Origin of the sequence: Emticicia sp. C21 (assembly GCF_003418935.1) — a bacterium.
Classification (GTDB): Bacteria; Bacteroidota; Bacteroidia; order Cytophagales; family Spirosomataceae; genus Emticicia.
Genome location: NZ_QVMT01000022.1, coordinates 21,899 through 44,754, shown reverse-complemented (window position 1 = coordinate 44,754; position 22,856 = coordinate 21,899). Strand labels below are relative to the sequence as shown.

General features: G+C 37.3%; 19 protein-coding genes and 1 riboswitch. Of the genes, 8 read left to right on the top strand and 11 right to left on the bottom strand.

Going from position 1 to position 22,856, the window contains the following annotated elements; translation table 11 throughout:
- The first annotated feature begins 58 nt into the window (after positions 1-58).
- Positions 59-1,942: a membrane protein insertase YidC gene (gene yidC, locus D0T08_RS26730; protein WP_116985836.1), complete on the top strand. Its 1,884-nt coding sequence runs from the start codon at positions 59-61 to the stop codon at positions 1,940-1,942.
- A gap of 64 nt (positions 1,943-2,006) precedes the next feature.
- Positions 2,007-3,686, top strand: coding sequence for a tetratricopeptide repeat protein (locus D0T08_RS26725; RefSeq protein ID WP_116985825.1), 1,680 nt, complete (start codon positions 2,007-2,009; stop codon positions 3,684-3,686).
- A 160-nt stretch (positions 3,687-3,846) separates the two neighbouring features.
- On the opposite strand, the gene metK is transcribed toward D0T08_RS26725, so the two are convergent.
- Together metK and D0T08_RS26710 are read right to left on the bottom strand one after the other, a co-directional pair.
- On the bottom strand, positions 3,847-5,139 hold the full coding sequence (metK, locus tag D0T08_RS26720) for a methionine adenosyltransferase (protein ID WP_116985824.1): 1,293 nt from the start codon (positions 5,137-5,139) through the stop codon (positions 3,847-3,849).
- 61 nt (positions 5,140-5,200) lie between these two features.
- Positions 5,201-5,316, bottom strand: a riboswitch (SAM-I-IV-variant riboswitch).
- Between the two features lie 264 nt (positions 5,317-5,580).
- Complete coding sequence (locus tag D0T08_RS26710) at positions 5,581-6,108, bottom strand: C40 family peptidase (protein WP_116985822.1); 528 nt, start codon at positions 6,106-6,108, stop codon at positions 5,581-5,583.
- Positions 6,109-6,441: 333 nt separating this feature from the next.
- On the opposite strand from D0T08_RS26710, the gene D0T08_RS26705 reads away from it, so the two are divergent.
- The gene (locus tag D0T08_RS26705) at positions 6,442-9,261 is read left to right on the top strand and encodes an outer membrane beta-barrel protein (protein WP_116985821.1); all 2,820 of its coding nucleotides are present in this window, start codon (positions 6,442-6,444) and stop codon (positions 9,259-9,261) included.
- Positions 9,262-9,294: 33 nt separating this feature from the next.
- Positions 9,295-10,053, top strand: a complete 759-nt coding sequence (locus D0T08_RS26700; RefSeq protein ID WP_116985820.1) for a GLPGLI family protein — start codon at positions 9,295-9,297, stop codon at positions 10,051-10,053.
- Between the two features lie 77 nt (positions 10,054-10,130).
- Here D0T08_RS26700 and D0T08_RS26695 read toward each other — a convergent pair whose 3' ends face one another.
- Positions 10,131-11,300 (bottom strand): zinc-dependent alcohol dehydrogenase, encoded by a 1,170-nt coding sequence (locus D0T08_RS26695; RefSeq protein ID WP_116985819.1) that lies wholly within the window; start codon positions 11,298-11,300, stop codon positions 10,131-10,133.
- A 20-nt stretch (positions 11,301-11,320) separates the two neighbouring features.
- Complete coding sequence (locus D0T08_RS26690) at positions 11,321-12,136, bottom strand: SDR family oxidoreductase (protein ID WP_116985818.1); 816 nt, start codon at positions 12,134-12,136, stop codon at positions 11,321-11,323.
- A gap of 225 nt (positions 12,137-12,361) precedes the next feature.
- Between D0T08_RS26690 and D0T08_RS26685 the strand changes: the two genes are divergently transcribed.
- Both D0T08_RS26685 and D0T08_RS26680 read left to right on the top strand, forming a co-directional pair.
- Positions 12,362-12,688, top strand: a complete 327-nt coding sequence (locus D0T08_RS26685) for a hypothetical protein (RefSeq protein ID WP_116985817.1) — start codon at positions 12,362-12,364, stop codon at positions 12,686-12,688.
- Between the two features lie 111 nt (positions 12,689-12,799).
- A complete protein-coding gene (locus D0T08_RS26680) occupies positions 12,800-13,078 on the top strand; it encodes a hypothetical protein (protein WP_116985816.1) in 279 nt (92 codons plus the stop codon).
- 88 nt (positions 13,079-13,166) lie between these two features.
- Here D0T08_RS26680 and D0T08_RS26675 read toward each other — a convergent pair whose 3' ends face one another.
- From D0T08_RS26675 to D0T08_RS26655, 5 genes are all read right to left on the bottom strand, one after another.
- Positions 13,167-14,138, bottom strand: a complete 972-nt coding sequence (locus D0T08_RS26675) for a MoxR family ATPase (protein ID WP_116985815.1) — start codon at positions 14,136-14,138, stop codon at positions 13,167-13,169.
- A gap of 41 nt (positions 14,139-14,179) precedes the next feature.
- The gene (locus tag D0T08_RS26670) at positions 14,180-15,520 is read right to left on the bottom strand and encodes a peptidylprolyl isomerase (protein ID WP_116985814.1); all 1,341 of its coding nucleotides are present in this window, start codon (positions 15,518-15,520) and stop codon (positions 14,180-14,182) included.
- Positions 15,521-15,552: 32 nt separating this feature from the next.
- Positions 15,553-17,856, bottom strand: coding sequence for a peptidylprolyl isomerase (locus D0T08_RS26665; RefSeq protein WP_158561357.1), 2,304 nt, complete (start codon positions 17,854-17,856; stop codon positions 15,553-15,555).
- A gap of 244 nt (positions 17,857-18,100) precedes the next feature.
- Positions 18,101-18,454 (bottom strand): n-acetylglutamate synthase, encoded by a 354-nt coding sequence (locus D0T08_RS26660; protein ID WP_116985812.1) that lies wholly within the window; start codon positions 18,452-18,454, stop codon positions 18,101-18,103.
- An 11-nt stretch (positions 18,455-18,465) separates the two neighbouring features.
- Positions 18,466-19,512 (bottom strand): agmatine/peptidylarginine deiminase, encoded by a 1,047-nt coding sequence (locus D0T08_RS26655; RefSeq protein ID WP_116985811.1) that lies wholly within the window; start codon positions 19,510-19,512, stop codon positions 18,466-18,468.
- Between the two features lie 265 nt (positions 19,513-19,777).
- Here D0T08_RS26655 and D0T08_RS26650 point away from each other — a divergent pair, with 265 nt between their 5' ends.
- Together D0T08_RS26650 and D0T08_RS26645 are read left to right on the top strand one after the other, a co-directional pair.
- The gene (locus tag D0T08_RS26650) at positions 19,778-20,359 is read left to right on the top strand and encodes an RNA polymerase sigma factor (RefSeq protein WP_116985810.1); all 582 of its coding nucleotides are present in this window, start codon (positions 19,778-19,780) and stop codon (positions 20,357-20,359) included.
- Between the two features lie 73 nt (positions 20,360-20,432).
- On the top strand, positions 20,433-21,257 hold the full coding sequence (locus D0T08_RS26645; protein WP_116985809.1) for an anti-sigma factor domain-containing protein: 825 nt from the start codon (positions 20,433-20,435) through the stop codon (positions 21,255-21,257).
- Positions 21,258-21,338: 81 nt separating this feature from the next.
- On the opposite strand, the gene D0T08_RS26640 is transcribed toward D0T08_RS26645, so the two are convergent.
- Positions 21,339-22,109 (bottom strand): hypothetical protein, encoded by a 771-nt coding sequence (locus D0T08_RS26640; protein WP_116985808.1) that lies wholly within the window; start codon positions 22,107-22,109, stop codon positions 21,339-21,341.
- A 29-nt stretch (positions 22,110-22,138) separates the two neighbouring features.
- The gene (locus D0T08_RS26635) at positions 22,139-22,852 is read right to left on the bottom strand and encodes an FkbM family methyltransferase (RefSeq protein ID WP_116985807.1); all 714 of its coding nucleotides are present in this window, start codon (positions 22,850-22,852) and stop codon (positions 22,139-22,141) included.
- Positions 22,853-22,856 lie beyond the last annotated feature (4 nt).

Sequence of the window (22,856 nt, the reverse complement as noted above, 5' to 3'; positions counted from 1 at the left end):
CTTTTGTAAGGCAATTTGAATGTTGCAAAGTGTATTTTTTACGAATTATAAATTTTTAATGGAAAAGTTAATAGACAAAAACCAGATAATTGGTATTGTATTGTTGTTGGCAATGTGGGCAGGATATATGTATTTTATGCCTTCAACTCCCCCTCAAGAGCAAAAACCAGCAATTCCGTCAGACGCAACAAAGGTAGCACCAAAAAATACTGCAGTTACAGACACTACTGCTATCAAAGCAGCATTCGGTGATTTTGCCTCAGCAGCCATCGGAACGGCACAAGATATAGTAATTGAGAACCAGGATGCTAAATTTATCTTTAGCACAGAGGGTGGAAGCGTAAAAGAAGTTATTCTTAAAAATTATTCGGCATACGATGATTTCAAAGCAGGTAACAAAAAACCATTGACCCTTTTTGACCGCAAGAGTTCAACTATGAACCTTGAGGTACAGACCAATAAGGGGAAAATTGACTTAAAGAAACTTTTTTATACCTCAAATACTCAGTCAAGTGTAGTAAAGGCAGGTGATTCTACTAAAGTAATATTCAAATTAGCTTTGGCTGATAACCAATATGTAGAACAAGTATATACGATTAAAGGTACAGGCTATATTGTTGATTATGACATTAATCTGGTAGGTTTAGATGCGGTTGTACAAAACCAGCCTGCTCGTTTATACTGGCAGGATAATCTGAAAGTATTAGAGCACGATATTAACGAAAACCGTAAGTCGGCTCAAATCAACTATTGGGATGCCAAAGAAGACGATTTTGATGATATTGGGTCTAATAAAGTAGATAATGACGATATAAGCCTGGTTGACCCAATTCAATGGTTCTCATTCAAGCAAAAATATTTCATTACAGGTTTTGTAGCCAAAAATCAGCCGATGGCTACGCCTAAATTTAAACTGACTACTCCGGAAACAAATCCGAATGTAGTAAAGATAGCAGAAGTAGAAGCAAATCTGCCTATCGCTGATTTAAAAACAGGTAAAGGCAATTACCGTTTCTATTTTGGGCCAAATGATTATAACTCAGTTAAAACAGTTGCGACCGGTTTTCACAGAAACGTATACTTAGGATACGACTTCGTAAAACCTATCAACCGTTACATTTTTGTGCCTTTATTTAACCTGGCTGAAAACCTTATCAGCAATTATGGGTTATTAATTATAGTGGTTGTATTGGTGATTAAATTAGTGCTTACACCACTGATTTATCGCTCGTATATCAGTTCAGCAAAGATGCGTATTCTGGCACCTGAATTAAGCGAGATTCGCGCGAAAGTGGGTGATGATCAGGTAAAGATGCAACAAGAGCAAATGAAGCTATACCAACAGGTAGGTGTCAATCCCTTAAGTGGTTGTGTGCCTATGTTGTTACAGATGCCTATTCTGATGTCGGTGTTCTTCTTGTTCCCGAATATGATTATGTTCCGTCAGAAAGACTTCTTATGGGCTTCTGACCTTTCAACATATGATTATCCGATCAGTTGGGCTACTAACTTGCCGATTGTTGGTAATCACATAAGTATGTTTGTGGTATTAATGACCCTTTCAAGCTTGGCGTTTACTTATTATAATAACCAGATTACGCCAGACCAGCCGGGCCCTATCGACATGAAGAAATTAAGCTATGTATTCCCGATAGTTTTCTTCTTTGTCTTGAATAGTTTCCCTGCAGCGTTGAGTTTTTATTATCTTGTATCGAACGTTATCACGATTGCGCAACAACAAATCGTGCGTCGTTTCGTTGATGAAGATAAAATTCGGGAGATTCTGATGAATAATAAGATAAAGTATCAGGCGAACCCGCAAGCAGCTAAAAAAGGTAAGTTTGCACAGTTTATGGAGAATCAGGTAAAAATGGCTGAAGAATCGCGCAAACAACAAGAAGAGCTGAAAAAGAAACAGCAACAACAGAACAAAAAGAAATAATTTTCTTGAGTGTGAGGTACCCTTATCCTCACACTCAATCCATATAAATCCCTTGAACCGATCTATGAGAAGAACGAAAAATTTATTCATTTTTTTATTCCTATCATATGCAGCCATTGCGCAACAACAGCAAGCTGGTCTTAGTGATAACGATTATTTGCTGCGATATAAGAAGGCTGTGCAATTCTATGCCGACCAGAAATACACTGAAGCAAGGGAAATTCTTCTACCACTCACCAATAAGAAATACGATAATTCGATTTCTCCCTATGCGCATTATTACTACGCGCTATCGGCTTTTAAACTGAATAAGTTTTATGATGCCCGTACCATTCTGAAACAACTTCTTGAACGTTTCCCAGATTGGAGAAAAATAGAGGATGCTACTTTCTTATACGCCAATGTTGCTTTTGCAGAAAATAAGCCTGAAGAAGCGCTACAGTATCTTGATCGTATTACGTCCAAAGCCTGGAGGCAGGAAATTGAGAATATGGAGTATGTTTATTTGAGCAAAATCAAGGAGTTGAGTCGATTAAAACAACTCTATCAGAAATCGCCTGATAATCTAGTTTTGGCACAGTTAATAGTTGACCATATTCAGAACAGTAAAAATGCAACTAAAGACGATCTGGAATTATCAGACCAATTAACCAATCAATTTAATCTGGGAGGTAACTCAGACAAGAAATCTTCAAAAAAACAGAAAAAAGAAGATGATAATGCTATTAATGTAGCTGTTATGCTGCCCTTCCGTCTGTTTGAGTTTGATCCGAATAGAACCAATCGCGCCAATCAATATATCTATGATTTATATGCAGGCATGAAACTGGCACAGGAGAAATTAGCTTCAGAGCAAATCAGTGTCAACTTATATGCTTTTGATATAGAACGTGATGTGAAGCATGCAAACGATGTAGTCAACAACCGTGCTTTTGATAAGGTAGACCTAATTATAGGCCCTCTTTACCCTGAGGTAAATAAGGTGGCTAATAATTTTGTAAAGTCTAATGACGCTATACAAATACACCCTTTGTCGAATAACCTGCAATTGGTCAGTAACGACAAAAACGCGTTTCTGGCTTCTCCTTCATACGAAATACAGGCGGCTAAAGCAATTGAATATATTGTCAATGAAAAATCGGTACGTACCGTAACTATCTATTATGGCAATACTCGTAAAGACTCTACGTTCGCTTACATTTACCGTGATAGGGCAATGGAAAAAGGTTTGAACGTACTGGCTATCAAGAAGTACATCAATTCTGATGATATTGATACTAAGCGCAAACCAGACCATATTTTTATTGCAGGTAGCGAGCAAACCTTAGGACCAAAGATTATTAGTGCTTTAGATAAGAAGCGAATCGCTGCCCCAATTATAGCAGCTTCTGCTGCTTTTGATTTTGAAGGCTCTTCACTCAATATTTTCAATAGAGATTTATATCTGATTCAGTTAGACTATATGGACAGAGATAAAGAAGAGGTAAAAAATTTCAGGAGTGCTTATATTAATAGTCAGAGTATTGCCCCTTCGTATTATGGATACTGGGGTTATGATATGTTATTATTTTATGGCAGGATGCTAAAATCAGGCAGAAATAAATTCCGCAGCAATTTAGATTCTATTGAATATACCCAAGGCTATACGCTTGATGGTTTTGATTATACCAATCGATCAAACGAAAATAAGATTGTGCCCATAATCAAGTACCAGGATGGTAGATTTATTGAGGTAGCAAGATAAAAATTTATTAATATATAAAATGGAAGAGGTGCTTTAGGGCACCTCTTCCATTTTATATAAGCCGCACTTAAATTTCAAAGTATACTGAAATTCTATATACACAAACAAAAAAATAAGAGGAGCTCATACTCCTCTTATTTTGCATATAGCTATAATACAATTAGATACTGAAAGCTTCTTTTACTTTATCCAAGTAATCTAATTTCTCCCACGTAAATAATTCAACATCAATGGTTTTCTCGCCTTCAGGGCCTTTGAATGTTTTTCTGACCCATTCCGACTCACGACCCATGTGGCCATAGGCAGCTGTTTCAGAATACATTGGGTTACGAAGTTTCAAACGTTGCTCAATTGCATAAGGACGCATATCAAATACTTCTTCTACAATTTTTGCAATCTCTCCATCTGACAATTTTTTACCATTTTGGCCTTTTACTTTAGCAGTACCATAAGTATTCACAAAAATACCACAAGGTTTTGCTACACCAATGGCATAAGATACTTGTACCAATACTTCGTCACACACACCTGCAGCTACTAAGTTTTTAGCAATATGGCGGGTAGCATATGCAGCAGAACGGTCAACTTTTGATGGATCTTTGCCCGAGAAAGCACCACCACCATGAGCACCTTTACCACCATAAGTATCTACGATGATCTTACGACCCGTCAAACCTGTATCACCATGTGGGCCACCGATTACGAATTTACCTGTTGGGTTAATGTAATAAGTGATTTGATCGTTAAATAATTTGCGTAATGATGGCTTCAACTTCGCTTTTACACGAGGAATCACGTAGCTAACGATATCTTTACGTATAGTTGCCAACATATCTTCATCAGTACCAAAATCATCATGTTGTGTCGAAACAACAATTGTATCAATTCTAACAGGTTTGTTAGTATCTGTATATTCAATCGTTACTTGTGATTTCGCATCTGGACGAAGATATTTGATGCGCTTGTTTTCACGACGAATTAACGAAAGTTCTTGTAAAATTTTGTGAGCTAAATCCAAAGCCAAAGGCATGTAGTTGTCGGTTTCACGGGTAGCATAACCAAACATCATTCCTTGGTCTCCTGCGCCTTGCGCATCGGCTTTTTCTTCAAAATTTTTCTCATCTGCTGTGCGGTCAACTCCACGGTTAATATCATCCGATTGTTCATGAATAGCTGATAAGATACCGCAAGAGTTTGCCTCAAACATATACTCTGATTTGGTATAACCAATTTTTGTGATTACATCGCGGGCAATCGATTGTACATCAAGGTAGGTTTTAGTTTTTACTTCACCTGCCAAAACCACCTGACCTGTTGTTACGAGGGTTTCGCAAGCAACTTTAGAAGTAGGGTCAAACGCCAAAAAGTTATCAATAAGAGCGTCAGAAATTTGGTCAGCAACTTTGTCTGGGTGACCTTCCGATACTGATTCGGAAGTAAATAGGTACGCCATAAATCTTATTTAGTTTTTAATGATTTGCAAAAAGTGTATGCTAAAAAACTCAGTGCAGAAGGGAAAGAAACTTTTTTGACAAACAAACATCTGAACGCCTGTTGCCCGCATCTCTTTACCACCGTAGTGTTTCGACTCGGTTGGGTTTCCGCAAACGGGAATTTCTTGATACTTCTACAAAGTAAGACATTTAGAAAAACAAAAGCAAAATTTCGAATGAAAATATATCTACAATATATAGAATGTCACTCAAAATTATCTCTAAATAAATTTCAGATTGGACAATTTATCTACCAAACTACCATTATCAGCGAATTTTTACCTTTCTGAGAATCAATTTAAAATTAATCTATTGATAAAAAATAAAGAGTTGCTTAGTCAGTAAAGCAACTCTTTATTTGGGAAAACAAATATTTCCTAAATGAATATTTGGTAAAATTCTTATTTACCATCTTTCATACCATCTATTACTCGTCGAATACCCGCAAAGCGAGAAGCATAATATTTATCTTTTAAATAACTGATGCTAACCCCAGTTTTACAGGCCGAATGAATAAATTTCAAGCCATTTTTATCAGATTCCAATACAATGCCTACATGAGATACTTCGTCTTTTCTGCTGGAATTGATTTTGAAGAAGATTAAATCTCCTGGTAGCGCGGCTTCAGGCGTTGTCTGGTGGCCCATCTTAAAAAGGTCTGTACTACGATGGCTCAGTTTCATGCCAAATTTGGCAAATACGTAATTTACTAAACCTGAACAATCAAATCCTTTGAGTGTTTTACCGCTCCATAAATAGCGGATGCCAATAAGTTTTCGGGCGAATCGTTGTAGGTCGTCGGTTAATTTTGAATTACTCTTATTGTTTACCTGTTTCGGTGAAGTTGTGGGGGATTTTGGATGGTCAATGGCTTTAGCGACCACAGATGAAACGACTAACAACGAACCCAATACATATTTTTTTAACATTATATATTGATTTGGTTCTGCTACAAAATTAGACAAATACAATGCCTAAGTCCAAATAAACGATACAAATAGGCAGTTTATTGTTAGCTAATCACAAAAAAGTACAATTTCTTTTAAAGAATAAGAAGGGAAGCCTGAAGATTTTTCAATATGCGGTGTGGAATACGTTGGATCAAATATATGTAAATTTTTGTAAAAAAGTCCGTAAAAAAAAATGTTAGTTAAAAAAACTTAAAATTTACATTCGTGAAAGAAAATAGTTTTATCTTCGCATCATAGTTAACTAAACAATTAGTTAATAAAGCAACGATATTACTTTTACTAAACCATCTCATGAAAAAGCGCTTACTTCTACTAGCTGTGCTCGTGCACTCAGCCGCACTTTTATTTGCCCAAAATCCTACTAAATTCAACATCAAAGGAATCGCCATCGACTCTGGAAATGCAGTAATGCCTTTTGCTACAGTCATGCTCTTGCAGCCCAAAGATTCAACTTTAGTTAACTTTGGACGTACCGACGAAAACGGAGCATTTGAATTTAAAAACGTAAAAAAGGCCAACTATATCCTGAAAATCTCTTTTGTAGGGTATATCCCTTTCCAGATTGATGTAAAGCCTGTGGATGGGGCTGTGAATGATTTAGGGCAGCTTAAATTAAAACCCATCGCTAAAGAATTAATGGAAGTGGTAGTAAAAACTGCTCGCGCTCCGCTGAATATCAAAGGAGATACCATAGAATATAATGCTGCCTCATTTAAAGTGCCACCAGGCTCATCAGTCGAAGACTTGTTACGAAAGTTACCCGGTGTACAGCTTGATCAAGACGGGAATATCAAAGCCCAGGGACAAGATGTAAAAAAGGTAACAGTTGATGGTAAAAGCTTTTTTGGTAATGACCCTAAAGCCGCTACTAAAAACTTACCTGCCGAAGCAATCACCAAAGTTCAGATATTCAATGATAAATCAGAGCAAGCCAAAGCTACTGGTGTAGATGATGGTAAGAAAGAAAAAACCATTAACCTTGAGCTGAAAGATGACTTCAAAAAAGGCGGATTTGGTAAAATTACGGCTGCTCTTGGTACAGAGGAAAGGGCAGAATTAAAAGGTAACTACAATAAATTTGACTCTAAACAACAGTTTTCTGTTCTGGGCTTAGGCAATAATATCAACCAGACCGGTATCTCTCGTGATGATTTTCAGGATTTCAGAGGTAGTCAGGCGAATAACTGGGGTGATGAAGCTGATTTTGGTTTCAGTAGTGGTGTAAGGTTTTTTTATGATAATGACACCGAAGAAAGTATTTCTATTCCTGTAGGTGGCCGTAACTTTCAGGGTTTTTCTGAAAACTATGCTGGGGGTGCCAATTATAACTACGATACCAAAAAGACCAAGTTTAGTTCAAACTACTATTATAACCAGACTCAACAGTTGGTTTCTAAAAAATCCACAAGAGAGAATTTCCTTTCTAATAATAGTTCATTTAAGACGCTGGAAGACAGCTATCAGAACCGTATCAGCCGAAATCACCGCGTAAGTTTACGTTTCGAACAACAAATTGACTCGCTCAATACCTTAGTTTTAATAGGAAACGGTAGAATGGGCGACGGAACAACTAAATTTAATAGCTTACAGGAACTTTATAGGAATGGTAGTAGTACCAAATCGAACCAGACTACCATTAATAACTTCAATGAGTTTAACTCAACTGCTATTGCCCTGATTGGTTTGTATCGCCACAAATTCAAGAAAAAAGGCAGAAACTTTGCTGCCAGCTTAACTTATAACTATAATGTATCAGACGGTGAAGCTCGTCAGAGTTCGGTAAACGAACTATTTGGCGCACCGGTTGGTTCCATTCCAGCCAATATCAATCAGATTAACTTCACCAATAGTCCCCGTAATTTGGTTAAATCTAGCTTGCTTTTTGTTGAGCCGCTGTCTAAAAAATTCTTCTCTGAAACATTCTATAATTTCAGCTTACGCCGTGATGCAGTAGACAGAAATGTACAGACAACCGATGGTATCCGTATTGATTCATTGAGTAATTATTACACTAATGATTTTATGTATAATCGCTTCGGAACCAATGTGAGATATAATCATAAAGGTGTAAATATTTCATTTGGTTTAGCAGCACAACACTTCCACCTCGATGGGAATTTTGCCCGTAGTAAAAACTCAACTGATGTGCAGAACATCAACAGAGATATATTTGCCTGGATTCCTGCCTCATCAATCAATATCGACTTGAAAAACAACCGATATATATGGGCTGATTATAGTAAAGAAGTGGGCGAGCCTGCTATTAAAGATTTGCAGCCGATTATTGATAATAGTAATACACTGTACATTCGTGTGGGTAACCCTAATTTGTTACCTATGAGTACCCACAGAGCATTTGTTGGCTATAATATGTTTAATCCGGGTAGCTTTACCAATATGTTCTTCAACCTAAATTATGGATACAATATCAATCAGGTAATTTATAATCAGACTGTTGACCCTGTAACTTTGGTGACTACCGCCAAACCTACCAATATTTCAGGTGGTCAAAATATGGGGTCATATTTAGGCTTCGGCTTCCCACTTAAAAAGACCAAGAGTACTTTGAATCTGAATGGAGGGACGAATATCTCTAAGAACCTGATTTATATTAACAACGTGTTGAATACTACTCGTAATAACAACTATAACTTCGGTTTCCGCCTTGATTTGACGCCAAGCGATAAGTTTACTTTCTATGCTAATGGTAACTTTGGTATCACCAATACTAAATACTCTATCAATTCATCACAGAATCAGCAGATATTTAATCATAATCTAGGCGCTGAAATGAATATTGCTATGCCTGCCGGTATCTATTTCACTTCGAACCTGAATTATAGAATCTCTAAAAACGAGCGTTTCGGCTTTAATCAGCACATACCTATTTTATATGCATCGGTTTATAAAATATTGGGTAAAGCGAAAAAAGCGGAACTGCGTATATCAGGCTATGATTTATTGAAGAAAAACATCGGTATCAACCAATATGCGTCTCAGAACTTCGTTTCAACAGAACAGACACAAACACTTTCGAGATACTTTATGTTGAGTTTTACCTACAACATGAGAGGCGTAAGTGCTAAGATGCGTCGCCAAGGCTGGTACTAAGAAATACTATTTAATACTATTAAACACATACAAATGAAATCTATATCAAAATACATATTTGGCTTACTCTTATTAGCTTGCGTTAACCCTCTATCAGGTTTTGCCCAAAAAACTGAGGGAATGGTGACATATGAGCGCCAGGAATTCTGGTCGAAAATTATCGGACAATTAACCTATCTGTCAAACGAAGAAAAAGACCGAGTAAAACAGACCTGGGGCAAAAATGATGATGGTTGGAAAAGCAAAACAAAGATGTATTTCAATGCCAATGAGAGTCTGCTAACCCACATGGAAGAAGCCAGTGAATATGGTTGGTCTTCTCGTACGGAAGATTATTTTATTTATCGTAATTACGAGAAAGAAAAGAAAATAGAAATTATCGAAATGTTAGGAAAAACCTATGTAATCGAAGATTCTCTTAGAGCTCCAAACTGGAAAGTTCTCAACCAGATTAAAGATGTGGCTGGCTATGTATGCATGAAAGCTGTTACAGAAGATACTGTTAAGCATCAGAAAATAACAGCCTGGTTTACAGGAGATATTCCTGTTTCGGCAGGGCCTGAAAGATTTTACGGGCTTCCGGGTATGATTCTGGAATTGGAAATAAACGATGGTGACGTAGTGATTACGGCAACTAAAGTAGAATTCAAAAAACTGGAGAGTAAAGAACTGGCTCTGCCTAAGTTAAAAGGCAAGAAAATAAAAGATGCTGATTATGACCAATTGATAGTAAAACATATCAAAGATAGCATCAAGTCATACAGGAATCCTTACTGGGCAATCAGGTATTAGAAATGTTAAGTTTTATAAGTAAGTAGAATATGCCTGTGCTACCTAAGTGTAGTACAGGCATTTCTTTTCAGCATCAGTTATTTCCATGGGTCTAAGACTACTTTCACGCAACCATCTTCTTTTTTATGGAAAATTTCATAGGCATGTTCAATCTGTGACAAACCTAAGCGGTGCGTAATAATATCATCTAGTTTTACTTTATCTTGTTTAACATAGTCTAATAATTTGTCAATATATTTATGAGCAGGTGCTTGTCCGCCTTTTAAGATAATACCTTTGTCAAAAAACTGACCTATGGCAAAATTATCATAAGGTGTTGGATAGACTCCTAGTACTGATACTGTTCCACCTCGTCTCACTGCGCTCATACAGGCTTCCAATACCTTTACTGAGCCTTTTTCAAAATTAATAGTTGCTTTTACTTTATCAACTATGTTACGTTCAGGTTCAAAGCCCACTGCATCAATGCATAAATCAGCACCTCTGCCTTCAGTCATTGACCGGATTTGTTCTATTACATCCTTAGCGCCATCTTCCCACAGGATTGTCTCACAATCTGTAGTTTGTTTTGCTTTATTTAATCTGTATTGGACTGTATCAACCATAATTACTTTACCAGCCCCTCTCAGCCATGCACTTTTCGATGCCATCAAACCTACAGGCCCCGAACCAAAAATGGCTACGGTTTCTCCTCCTTTCAATTCTCCCCAATCTACGCCTGTATATCCCGTTGGGAATATATCTGTCAGAAATAATACTTGCTCATCAGTCAGATTTTCAGGTACTACTCTCGGGCCAAAATTGGCATAAGGAACTCTCACATATTGTGCTTGCCCGCCATCGTACCCTCCATATAAATCTGTATAGCCAAATAAAGCTCCTCCCTTTTCGGTTAGCAATCCCCCTTCCGGACCATAGTTTTCAGGATTACTATGTTCGCAATGTCCTGGCAGGTCATGTTCGCAAAAAAAGCAATGCCCGCAGGCAATCGGGAAAGGCACTACTACCCTATCGCCCCTTTTGAGATTTTTTACATTTTTTCCGGTTTCTTCCACAATTCCCATAAACTCATGACCCATTACCATAGGTCTTGGTTGAGGAAGACCACCTGAATATATATGGAGGTCAGAGCCGCAAATAGCTGTGGAGGTTACTTTAAGAATAATATCATCTTGTTCTTGGATGGCCGGGTCATCAACTGTATCATAAGTTATTTTATGAGGCCCATGTACTACTGCTGCTTTCATAAGTTATGTGATTTTTTATACTATTTATTTTCATTTTCGTTAACTGGCTCCTGTTGTTTGTACATATTTTTGGCTACTATTTCGTCAGGTGTAACATTACTCATAGCTACCTGCATTTTATTTTTAAATCCTGAAACCACCATATCATCCCCATTCATCAGGGCATTATAGCCATCCATAGCTACATCAGCAGGGTCAGATAGCTTGTCAGGATCCTGAACAATTTTTGAGTTTAGCATATCAGCCTTTCTGAAGAAATCTGTAGCAGTAGCCCCCGGAAGTAAGGAAGTAACAACTACTCCTGACTCTTTTACTTCTGCACGGATAGCTTCCGTAAATGAGTGAACAAAGGCCTTTGTACCATGATAAACTGCCTGAAATGGTCCCGGCACCTTACTGGCGATAGAAGCAAGATTGAGGATTTTACCACTTTTCCGGCCAACCATATCAATCAGGAATAGTTTTGTGAGTGTCACTAAACTGACAATATTCAGTTCAATAATATCTACTTCTCTTTCAATATCTGTATTAATAAATTCTCCGTATTGTCCTTGCCCCGCATCATTAACCAGAATTTCAATCTGGATACCTTGTGATTTTACAAAATCATATACTTCAAAAGCTGCTTTTCTGTTGAAAAGGTCTTTTGCCAATGGAATTACGTCTACTTTGTAAGTAGAATTCAAGGACTGCGCTACCTGGTCAAGTTCTTTTTGACTGCGGGCAACAATTACCAGATTGTGTCCATCTTTAGCTAGCAATTTAGCTAATTCATATCCTATACCGCTGGTACCGCCAGTAATTAGGGTAAACGGCTTCTGTTGTTTTTTGGCCATGATATTTATCTGAATGATGTATGCCTTCGTTGCAAAAAAAACAGGCCATTAGGATAATAGGAAGCATCAATAGGTCCAACCGTAATAGTGTGAAATAACAGGGACGCCAAGTTTAAAGAGGGGGTAGATTTGTCTCAATATCAATTTCAAAACAAGGATAAATTGACTGGCATAACTTTTTTACACTTTGGGTAAGGAGTAAATAAATTTAAAACTTATAGAATCATGGAAAATCAAAAAGACACACAAAGAAGAGACGAGGATAGAAACACGTCGACACAACAAGGTGGTAATAGAAATACCCCTCAACAAGGCCAACAAAGCAATAGCAATCAAGGTCAAGAAAACTGGAACCAAGGCCAACAAGGAGGCAACAGAAACTCTCCTCAACAAGGTCAACAAAATAGCTCAAATCAAAGTCAACAAGGACAAGAATATGATGCGAATGGTCCTGCGAGACAAGACCAAGATAACCAACAAAGCGGAGATAATCGCTATGATAAACCGGAGATTCAGCCTCAAACAGATAAGCCTGAGATAAAAGAAATATAGTCTCTATCTTATCAATACAAATATTTCTGTAGAAATTTCAAATAGATTATATAATAAGCAAGCCATCTCAAAGTGATTTTGAGATGGCTTGCTTGTCTAACAATAAAAGCCATGGAAAATCAAAAAGACACACAGAGTAGAAACAAAAACACTTCGATACAACAAGGTGGTAATAGAAATACTCCTCAGCAGGGGCATCAAAGACGAGAGAGCTGGGAAAAGGCACAATTAGGTAAAAATCAGCAGGCAGGAAATAAAAATATTCATCAGCAAGCTCAACAAAATATCACAGGCACAGGAGAAGAATATCAGACTACTGACCTAGAAGCTGGAGAAGATGACACTTCTCCTATTAGAGATACAAAAACTCATGTTAATAAAGATGTCTGATTGAAATGATATTCATAAAAAGGTCTATATAATAAAAAAAGAGATGCATAAACATCTCTTTTTCATTGGCACTTAGATGTATTATATCCTATAACATTCGCTTAATAATTTCTTCTACCGAAATGTGTTCAGCTTCTGCTTTGAAGTTTCTTACTAAACGATGGCGTAATACAGAAACCGCTACGGCTTTTACATCTTCTATATCAGGTGAATATTTGCCATTAATCAAAGCATTACATTTCGCACCTAAAATCAGGTTTTGCGAGGCACGAGGTCCTGCCCCCCACTCCAGATATTTATTGGTATCTGCCGAAGCCATTTCTGTATTCGGACGTGTTTTATGAACAAGGCTTACCGCGTATTCTACTACATTATCAGCCACCGGAACCCGGCGTACTAAATGCTGAAAATAAAGAATCTCGTCACCTGTCAATATCTTTTTTACTACCTTTTTATTATCAGAGGTTGTATTTTTTACAATATCCAGTTCTTGTTTGTAAGATGGATAATCCAGATTCACCATAAACATAAAACGGTCAAGCTGGGCTTCCGGCAAGGGATAAGTACCCTCTTGCTCGATTGGGTTTTGTGTAGCTAATACAAAGAACGGGCGACCGATATTATGTTTTTGTCCTGCTACAGTTACTGCATATTCCTGCATCGCCTCTAAAAGTGCAGATTGCGTCTTAGGAGGTGTACGGTTAATTTCATCAGCAAGAATGATATTGGCAAACACAGGGCCTTTAATAAATCTGAAATTACGTTCATTATCTAAAGTTTCAGAACCCAGAATATCAGATGGCATTAAGTCAGGTGTAAACTGAATACGATTAAAGTCCAAATCTAACGCCGAAGCAATTGTTTGAATCAAGAGCGTTTTTGCAAGACCCGGCACCCCTACTAAAAGGCAGTGGCCCTGAGTAAAAATAGCTGTCAGTAATAAACGAACTGTCTCATCTTGCCCAACGATAACTTGTCCGATTTCATTTCTTAAATTGTTAAAGGCAACTTTAAGGGCATCTGCTGCTTCTACGTCTGAATTAAATTGAACTTTGCTCATTAATGTATGGTATGGGTGAATTGTTTATGATTGAATCTCTGCTAATTATCGGTTCGTATCTGCCCGAAAATATTACAAGATTCAAACTCAGGGTCAATTTTTATATAAACATCAGCAATCGCTTTTTTAAACCATCTTTCTATCTCTTTGCTTCGTTTTTCCATCATAGCAAAGTCTTTTATTTTCTCATAATCGTCATTAAGATTAGCGATGTGAGGAGCAAATTTAGTCTTATAATAAATGATTCTTGCACCTGTTTTCCCGTCTTCGGTTCTGTATGGCATGGGTGCAGTAATCGTGCCAACTTTCATACTGTCAATAGTGAAGTAAAGGGTCGGATCCATTGATTGGTCTAGCGGCAATTTTGAGCCACCAGTCTGTGGATCATATATCATTCCGCCTGCATCTTGTGTTTGTTTATCCTCTGAAAAATCCTTGGCAGCTTTTTCAAATTTAATGCTATCGCGTACAATTTCTTTACGAAGACTATCTAAAAATCTGGTGGGTTCACCTAAATCCAAACGGTTATAATCAGGACGTAACAGGATATGTCTGGCGTGGTACTCCTGTCCACGGATTTCAAGTGTCTGAATTAAGTGCAAGCCGAAATCAGATTCTATTACATCAGTCATTTCATTAGGTTTTAACTTCATAGCAGCTGCTTCAAACTGCGGCACCATCTGTCCTCTCTTCGACCAACCTAAATCACCACCATACTGACGTGAGCCCGGGTCTTCTGAATATTCTTTGGCTAAATCTTCAAATTTTTCACCTGCTAATATCCTTTTCTTATAATCTAATAAACGTTCTGATAACTCCTCCTTCTGCGCTTTAGTTACTTTGGCATATCGCACAATATGAGCAATCTGTACTTCGGCCGGTATTTCAGGAATACTATCTTTAGGAATCTGGTTGAAGAATTTTTTCACCTCATTTGGTGTTACTTTCAGGTTCTTGGTAATCTCACCCTGCATTTTCTGGGCAGTTAATTGCTCTCTCACCTGTGAACGCACCTCACTTTTCAGGGTTTCTAAAGACTTACCAAACTGGTCGATGATATTCTTTTCATTGCCGTATAGTTGAACCATCTGTTGCATACGAGCAGTCAGTTGGTCATCTACTGTTTTATCATCTACAATCACTGAGTCTATTTCAGCCTTAGCCACCAATAGTTTATTTACCACTAAACTTTCTAATGCCTGACATTTGCTAACTGGTTGTTGTTGCTGTGCCGAACGCAGATACCATTGTTCTACTTCTGAACGAAGCACAATATAGTTATCTACTTTTGCAATAATCCGGTCAATATTAATAGGCTTAGGTGTTTCCTGAGAAAATGCCAATACGGGCAGGCAAATCAATAAAACTAATTTCTTTAACATATAATTGGTTCGTGCTTGGTTCTTTTTATAACTTATTGTTTTCTTGCCCCTAAGGCTTTATCTAATTCTTCTTTATTTACTTTAACAGGATATTTCGCTTCCAACTCCAGATTCAGTTGTCTTTCCAGTTGCTTCTGATAATCAATTAATACTTGCCCACGTGCTTCACGCAGAGTTTTAAAGCGGGCCGGCTCAACTCTTTCAACACTGAGCTCAATATACTTTCCGTCTTTTATTATAGACTGGCTACCTGTTTCCCATTTAAACCCGTCAATATACTTATTATCACCTTTCTTAAAATAACCATCTTCAATAATCACAGAGTTGGTCTCTTTACGATTAAAACGTTTCTCGATATCTTTCTTAGAATTGCTATAAAACACAAAAGTTACCCTTTGGTTTTTAGTCCAGTCAAATCGATCCGCACGTTTGGTTTTGGCATAATCATTTTCAATGATCCGCTCAATAGGCAAACCATTCGAAACAAGGAAATTCTTTACCTTTTCAATACGTTCAGCAGAATTACCAGCATTTTCGCTCTGGTCAGCATGTCCCCCTACTTCTACAATATAGCCATTATTGGTATGCATAATTTCCAGTAAAGTTACCAAAACTTTCTTGTGCTCAGAAGTTAAATCACTGGCAAACTTATCGTAATACAACGGTGTACGCATTGTGCTATTAAGCGGATACGGACTTCCTTTCTTGAAAATATCTCTTACTTGTCCCAGCGTTTTGGTATCTTTGGCAACTACCAGACTTCCAAAAACTCTTTCGGGCATTCGATAATTTGCTTTATTTTTTTCGTAATAAGCTCTTTGCCCCAAAGTATCGCCTACCGATTTTTCGTATACTAGGTTATTCAATAACTCTGATTTCAGAAAACTGGTCGTGTATTCATTCATCAATAATCTGAAATCAGGATTGATTTCAGCCAAATGCATTTCGGCATACTCTCTTACATTTTTATCGACAAACTTCTTATAAAAACTACGCATCCAAACTACTGACGAATAGCCTGTAGGCACTCTTTCAACTAATTGCCTTTCCATCACATAATCGAAAAAGGCTTTGGCTTTGATTTCGTTTTTCCCAATCGAAAAAATCGTGCTATTAGTGATAGGACCATTCAAAGCGTATCCCCACTTTTTCTTGATTAAATTGGTATCTGCCGACTCAATAGCTCTCTTCACAATATCTGGATATTCAACAAATTGCATATCCTTTTTTAAACGGTTCAAGGCATTTTCCTTTACCAGTTCTCCTCTTGAATCGGTTACTACTTTTTCTTTTAATTTAGGCAATAGTTTTTCGTAAGGCTCTAAAGGAATTTTCTTGGCTAATCTGATAATATGCCAACCCGCCGATGTACGAACGGGTTTAGAGAATTCACCTTCTTTTAGTGAAAATGCAGCTTGTTCAAAGGCTGTTTCTTCACGTGTTCCTATACCGAATATTGGCAAATAGCCCTGATTAGTTCTGGTCTTGTAGTCGTCAGAATACTTTTCGCACAAGGTCTCAAATTTAGTTCCCTTAATTAAAGCAGTATATAGCGAGTCTATCTGAAACTTTGCTCTGCTAAGTGAATCATTTGAAGTAGGCGGAACTGCCTTTAAAATATGCTGCACCCATACTTTACCACTATTAGGTCGACGCTCTAGTACTTTTACTAAGTGATACCCTGCCTTTGTTCTGACAGGCATAGAAACTTGCCCGACAGCCACATTAAAGGCCGCTTTTTCTAAAGGATAAACCAATTGCAAAGCACTAAACCAGCCTAACTCTCCACCTTTGCTACTTGTTTTTTTATCTTGTGAGAATTGCTGTGCTAATACGCCAAAATCTTCACCCTCTGTGGCTCTTCTCCTAATATCAATTAATTTATTATAAATAGCGGCAGTATCGGCAGGATTAGCAAATTCAGACATCTGGTACATAATATGAGAAGCCCTTACTTCCTGCAACATCCAATCGTAGGTTTCTTTTAGCAGATATTTGATAGTTGCGCTATCTGTCAGGTAAGACTCTGCTAAAATACTTTGGTAGGTTTGCAGTTCTTCTTTAAAGTCTTCCGAATTACCATAACCCCTTTGTTTAGCTTCCGCTACTAATCGCTGATCTTGAATCACCTGAGCCAAAGCTTTATCGGCAGACATGGTATCATCCACCATTAGTTTCTCAATCTCTTGCTTCAGATCCGATATTTTCACCTCATTCGATCCTACCGTCAAACCAATTGGTTCGGTGATTACAGGACTTGCCGTATTTACTGACGGGGCTGCGGCTGGTGCAGCACTTACCGTTTTACCTCTATCAGAAGAAGCCGGCTTCTTCAAAACCTGGCAAGCTAACTGTGAAAAGATTAATAATATATATGGAAATAACTTGTAAAATCGCTTCATAACAGTACGCTTCAATCATCCTAATGGCAATGCCATTTTGTTCCAATAATTAAACTCTATGCGTTTAAAAATTATTGTGATGAATATTAATTTTGTTTGGGTTATCAAAGTACTGAAAATCAATGATTTTCAGACATCAAAAAAACGAAGAATCAAAAATAACAGAAAAATCTGCTTTTTACGAAGTTTTGATGATTATTTCTTCCACAATTGACTCTCCTTCTGACATATCTCCGCTTGTCCATTGCCATTTTTCATACAGACGTATACGCCCGTCAGACAGTACTTCCGGAGTAGAATAGCACTTCCCGGTCATTAACTCTCCTGCTTTGTTAATATGCTCATATCGCATATCTAAAGCGTTATTTTCCACTATTTTAGCAATTAGAAAGCCCTTTACAATGGCTCCTCCGGCATATTCTGCCCAAACAATATCGCCAGCTTGTGAATAGTGAAACAGAGTATCTCCTCCTACTTCACCATTGGTTGTATTGCTAAGCGACCCAAATATTTTTTTATGATAATTTAACATTTTTTATAACCTCAAATAATGGGCTCTTGTTGCGATAAACAGTGAAAACTTCCAAGTCCCCAGATAATTTCGGTCGCATCAATACCAATAATTTTCCTATCCGGAAAACATCCCTGAATAATCTCCAAAGCCGTATCGTCTTTATCGCAACGGTAAGTTGGTACTATTACAGCTCCATTAGTAATCAGAAAATTAGCATAAGAAGCAGGGAGGCGAATATCACTATCGTATACAGCCTTAGGCATAGGTAATTCTTTAATATTTAATTGCTTTCCATTCAACAAACGCATCTTAGCCATGTCTTCCAGATTTTGCTTCAGTGGATGGTAGTTATCATCGGTTTTATCATGTTCTACTACAGTCAGGACCGTATCTTCATTCACGAAACGCGTAGTATCATCAATATGTCCATCTGTATCGTCACCCACAATACCGTCCGTTACCCAAAGTACCTGGTCAACGCCATAATAATCATATAGGAATTGTTCAATTTGCGATTGATTCAGATGTGGGTTTCTATTCGGATTCAATAAACATGACTTACTGGTCATTACAGTACCTTTGCCATTAAATTCTACCGAACCTCCCTCCATAATAATACCTGGCACTACATAAGGTAAGCCTAAATAATTAGCTATTTTTACAGGTATCTGATCGTCATCACCAAAGGGTGGATACTTCCCGCCCCATGCATTATACCCCCATTCCACAACCATTCGTTTCTTAGTTTCAGGGTTTATCAGAAACGCCGGACCATGATCTCTGCACCAAGAATCGTTAGTAGCATGAACAGGTATTTCTATCTGACTCTGGTCTATATTATATTGTTCAAGAAGCCTGATTATCAATGCTTTTTGTTGTTCATCAGTTGCATTAATACAAACTTTTTCACTTTCGGCAATGGCTTTAATGAAGGCCATATAAGATGGATAGATACGTTCTAAACGATCCCCATAATCCCACGAATCAGAACTCTGCGGAAAACTTAACCATGTTGCACGATGTGGATGCCATTCAGCAGGGAAGAAAAAGCCTTGTTGTTTGGGTGTTGTAGCCACTACTTATCTATTGTTTTAGTTTCTAATCGGTTAATTTTTCTAAAGAATGGCAAAGGTAAGGCTATTATTTTATAAAGTAAATCCAAAGATCGGGATATTCCGTAAATACAATCAGAAGTGCAAAAGATAAAAAGTTTGGGCTTAAATAGAATGCCAGAAAATCTGATTAAAATGCATTGTTTTTTTAAAGTTTTTTTTGGAAAGATGTAAGATAAATAACATCTTTGGATAATCTTACTAATTTAGCCCCGAAAACCCAGATCGTTTGGCACGTCGCATTAGCATATCAGAAGAAGAGTTAGTGGCTTTGTTGAGAGACAAAGATGAGCGAGGCTTTACCATTCTGTACAATAACTATTCAAGCGCACTGTATGGCGTACTGAATAAAATTGTGCAGTCGAACGACGATGCTAGTGATTTACTCCAAGATACATTTTTGAAAATCTGGAAGAATATTGGTAATTATGATTCCTCTAAGGGAAGCATCTTTACCTGGATGATGAATATTGCCCGGAATCTGGCAATAGACAAAGTCCGGTCGGTAGATTTCAGAGATACTTCACAGAATGTGTCTATGGAAGATAAGGTTGTGTATCAGATTGATAATGAATATCAAACTGAACAGGAAGTGGATGGTATAGGGCTACAAAAAGTAGTAGATAAACTAAAACCTGAATATAAACAGTTAATAGATTTAGTTTATTACCAAGGCTATACCCAAGCGGAGGTTGCACAAGAATACGGCATACCTCTTGGTACAGTCAAAACAAGAATTAAAGCGGCAGTTAACACACTGCGCACTTTACTTCAGACTATAGTACTTTTATTGATAACATTTTTTAGATAACACCAGAAAACTGAATAACATATGCTTGATAAATTGACCCGAACACTATCAATTTAATCAAGCTGTAAATAAAATGGATATTAATTCATACATAGCGTCCGGTATTTTAGAAAGCTACGTGCTTGGCTCAGCTAGTCCTGAAGAGGCGGTTGAAGTAGAGCAAATGGCTATAAAATATCCAGAAGTGAAGGCAGAGCTTCGAGCAATTGAAGATGCCCTGGAAAGCTATGCCTTTGATCATGCCGAAACACCCCCTACTCATTTAAAAAGTCAAATCTGGAATACACTTGTTGCTGATACTGATACTTCAGAAACTGCGGTAAAAGGATCAAAAGTTATAGATTTCAATAGTGGAAAAGAGTTAGAGACAACGCTTGAAAAATCAAACGGATTTTTCAGTAGTTACATCCGAATTGCGGCGTCAGTGGCCTTATTAGGTAGCGTTTTAGCAAATATTTATGTACTGACACGCTGGAACGCGAGTAAAGAAAACTTAAGTGCGGCGATTCAAGAGAATATTCAACTGCAAAAAGAGGTAAAGAATAACGAGGGGATGATGAAGCCGAGTGAAGTAAACTTTCTGATGAGCCCGGCGGTGAAAACATTTAAGTTGATGGGACAAAAAGTATCGCCTAACTCAACGGTTATGCTTGCTTTGGATACGAAAACCAATACAGTTTATCTGGTACGCCCTAACTTACCAGCCCCACCAGCCGGAATGCAGTACCAATTATGGGCTATTGTAGATGATAAGCCTTTGGATGCTGGTGTATTTGATATTATTAATAATACACAGCAATTGAAAAAAGTACCTCTACCAAGTGTCTTTGCCGTTACGCTTGAAAAGAAAGGTGGAAGTGTAACTCCAACATCAGATATTTTTGTAAAAGGTATATAAGGTCTTACCCTTTAATAACCTACATATCCTAAAAAAGCCGGACTTTCAGTCTGGCTTTTTTAATGGGTAATTTCTATTCTGTTAGTTAGGACAATTGATATTTGTTTTTACAAAATTGCCATTATCATCAACCGTAATTCTCCAACAAAGGCTGCTTGGAGATTTCAGTACTATACCTCTGTTAAAATCTCTTATAAAAATATCTCCACTATCCAACTGCACATTTCCGTTGCTCAATTCTAATTTTGCAACCGGATTTTTCATTCCTATACCTATATTCCCCTCTCCGGTAATTCTCATTCTTTCAGGAGTTATGCCGTCAAATCCTGCCACACCGGATTGAAAAGTGATACCGTCATAAGTTCCTGCTCCAGGGGTTGAGCGAAGAATCAGACCCGAAGTATTTCTTGAAATAATTGTCCCTCTGTTGGCATACACTGTATTCAAATCTCCTGTGCCATAATTAGAACTTGCAAAACCAATTTCTAATTTTCCACCGCTTGTTCCAGAAATGTACTCTTGCGTAACATATCCCTGAGGATTTATATTCTGGAAAATTGAAAATACGTTTCCATTACCTGCTTCATCGATGTTTCGTGTATCATCTAAAACATAGATTTTCTTTGAAACAGAGGAAGTTCCCAGACTTAGCTTGCCGCCTACAAAATGTGGTTTTCCTGAACTTAAAGGTAAGATAGTATAAGCACTTTCAGAAATATCGAAAACTACATTTTTTAGTCCCAATGAATCCTTAACAGCAGGGGAGAATTCGTCTTGTTTAGTCTGTGCGATAGCATTTTGTGTAAATAGTCCGACAGCAATAAAGATTAATACATAAAGGTTGGTTTTCATATAGTCACTTTGTTTAAAATGTTACACCATTAAATTTTTGCATCAAGAAAATACCCATTCATAGTTGCAAAGCTTACCAAAGTATATTTCTGAGCGGTCAGATACTGGTAGATTTCATTTCCTTGAATATTCGATAAATCAAATCCATGAATTTCGACCACTATTAACTTTGGTCGATATTTAGACAAATCAATAGATTTAATTACATTGAAATCGTTTCCTTCCACATCTACTGTTAATAAATCTATTGACTGATTTTTTAGCAAATGCTTATCTAAAACTGAAGTTAAGGTTTGTGTGGTCAACTTTCTTTCACTTCTATAGTTAAACTTTTTTTTCCACTCTTTCACCATGCTTTCATCCATTGTATTCACCTCGCTCTCTTTAAATTCATAAAAAGTAACTTCTTTTTCCTCGTCAGAGATAGCTGCCACTAGGGGGATATCATTCTTTCTTTTTCTACTCCATTTAGCAATTAAGGACGGATTTGCATCAATAGCTATTCCGTGCCAACCATTAAGGTATAGTTGGAAAGTATTTGATATTTTATAAGGATGATGACAGCCAACATCTAAATAAAACCCTTTCTTAACATCTTTTAATATCCATTGAATAATTATCTCTTCTCCTGTTTGAGAAAAGTTTATTTTTCCAGACTTAAAAATATATCTCCTTACAAACAGTAAAACATTGAGTCGGATAGCATCAAGAAATGGCAACAACTTAAAAACGGTACTATACATAAAT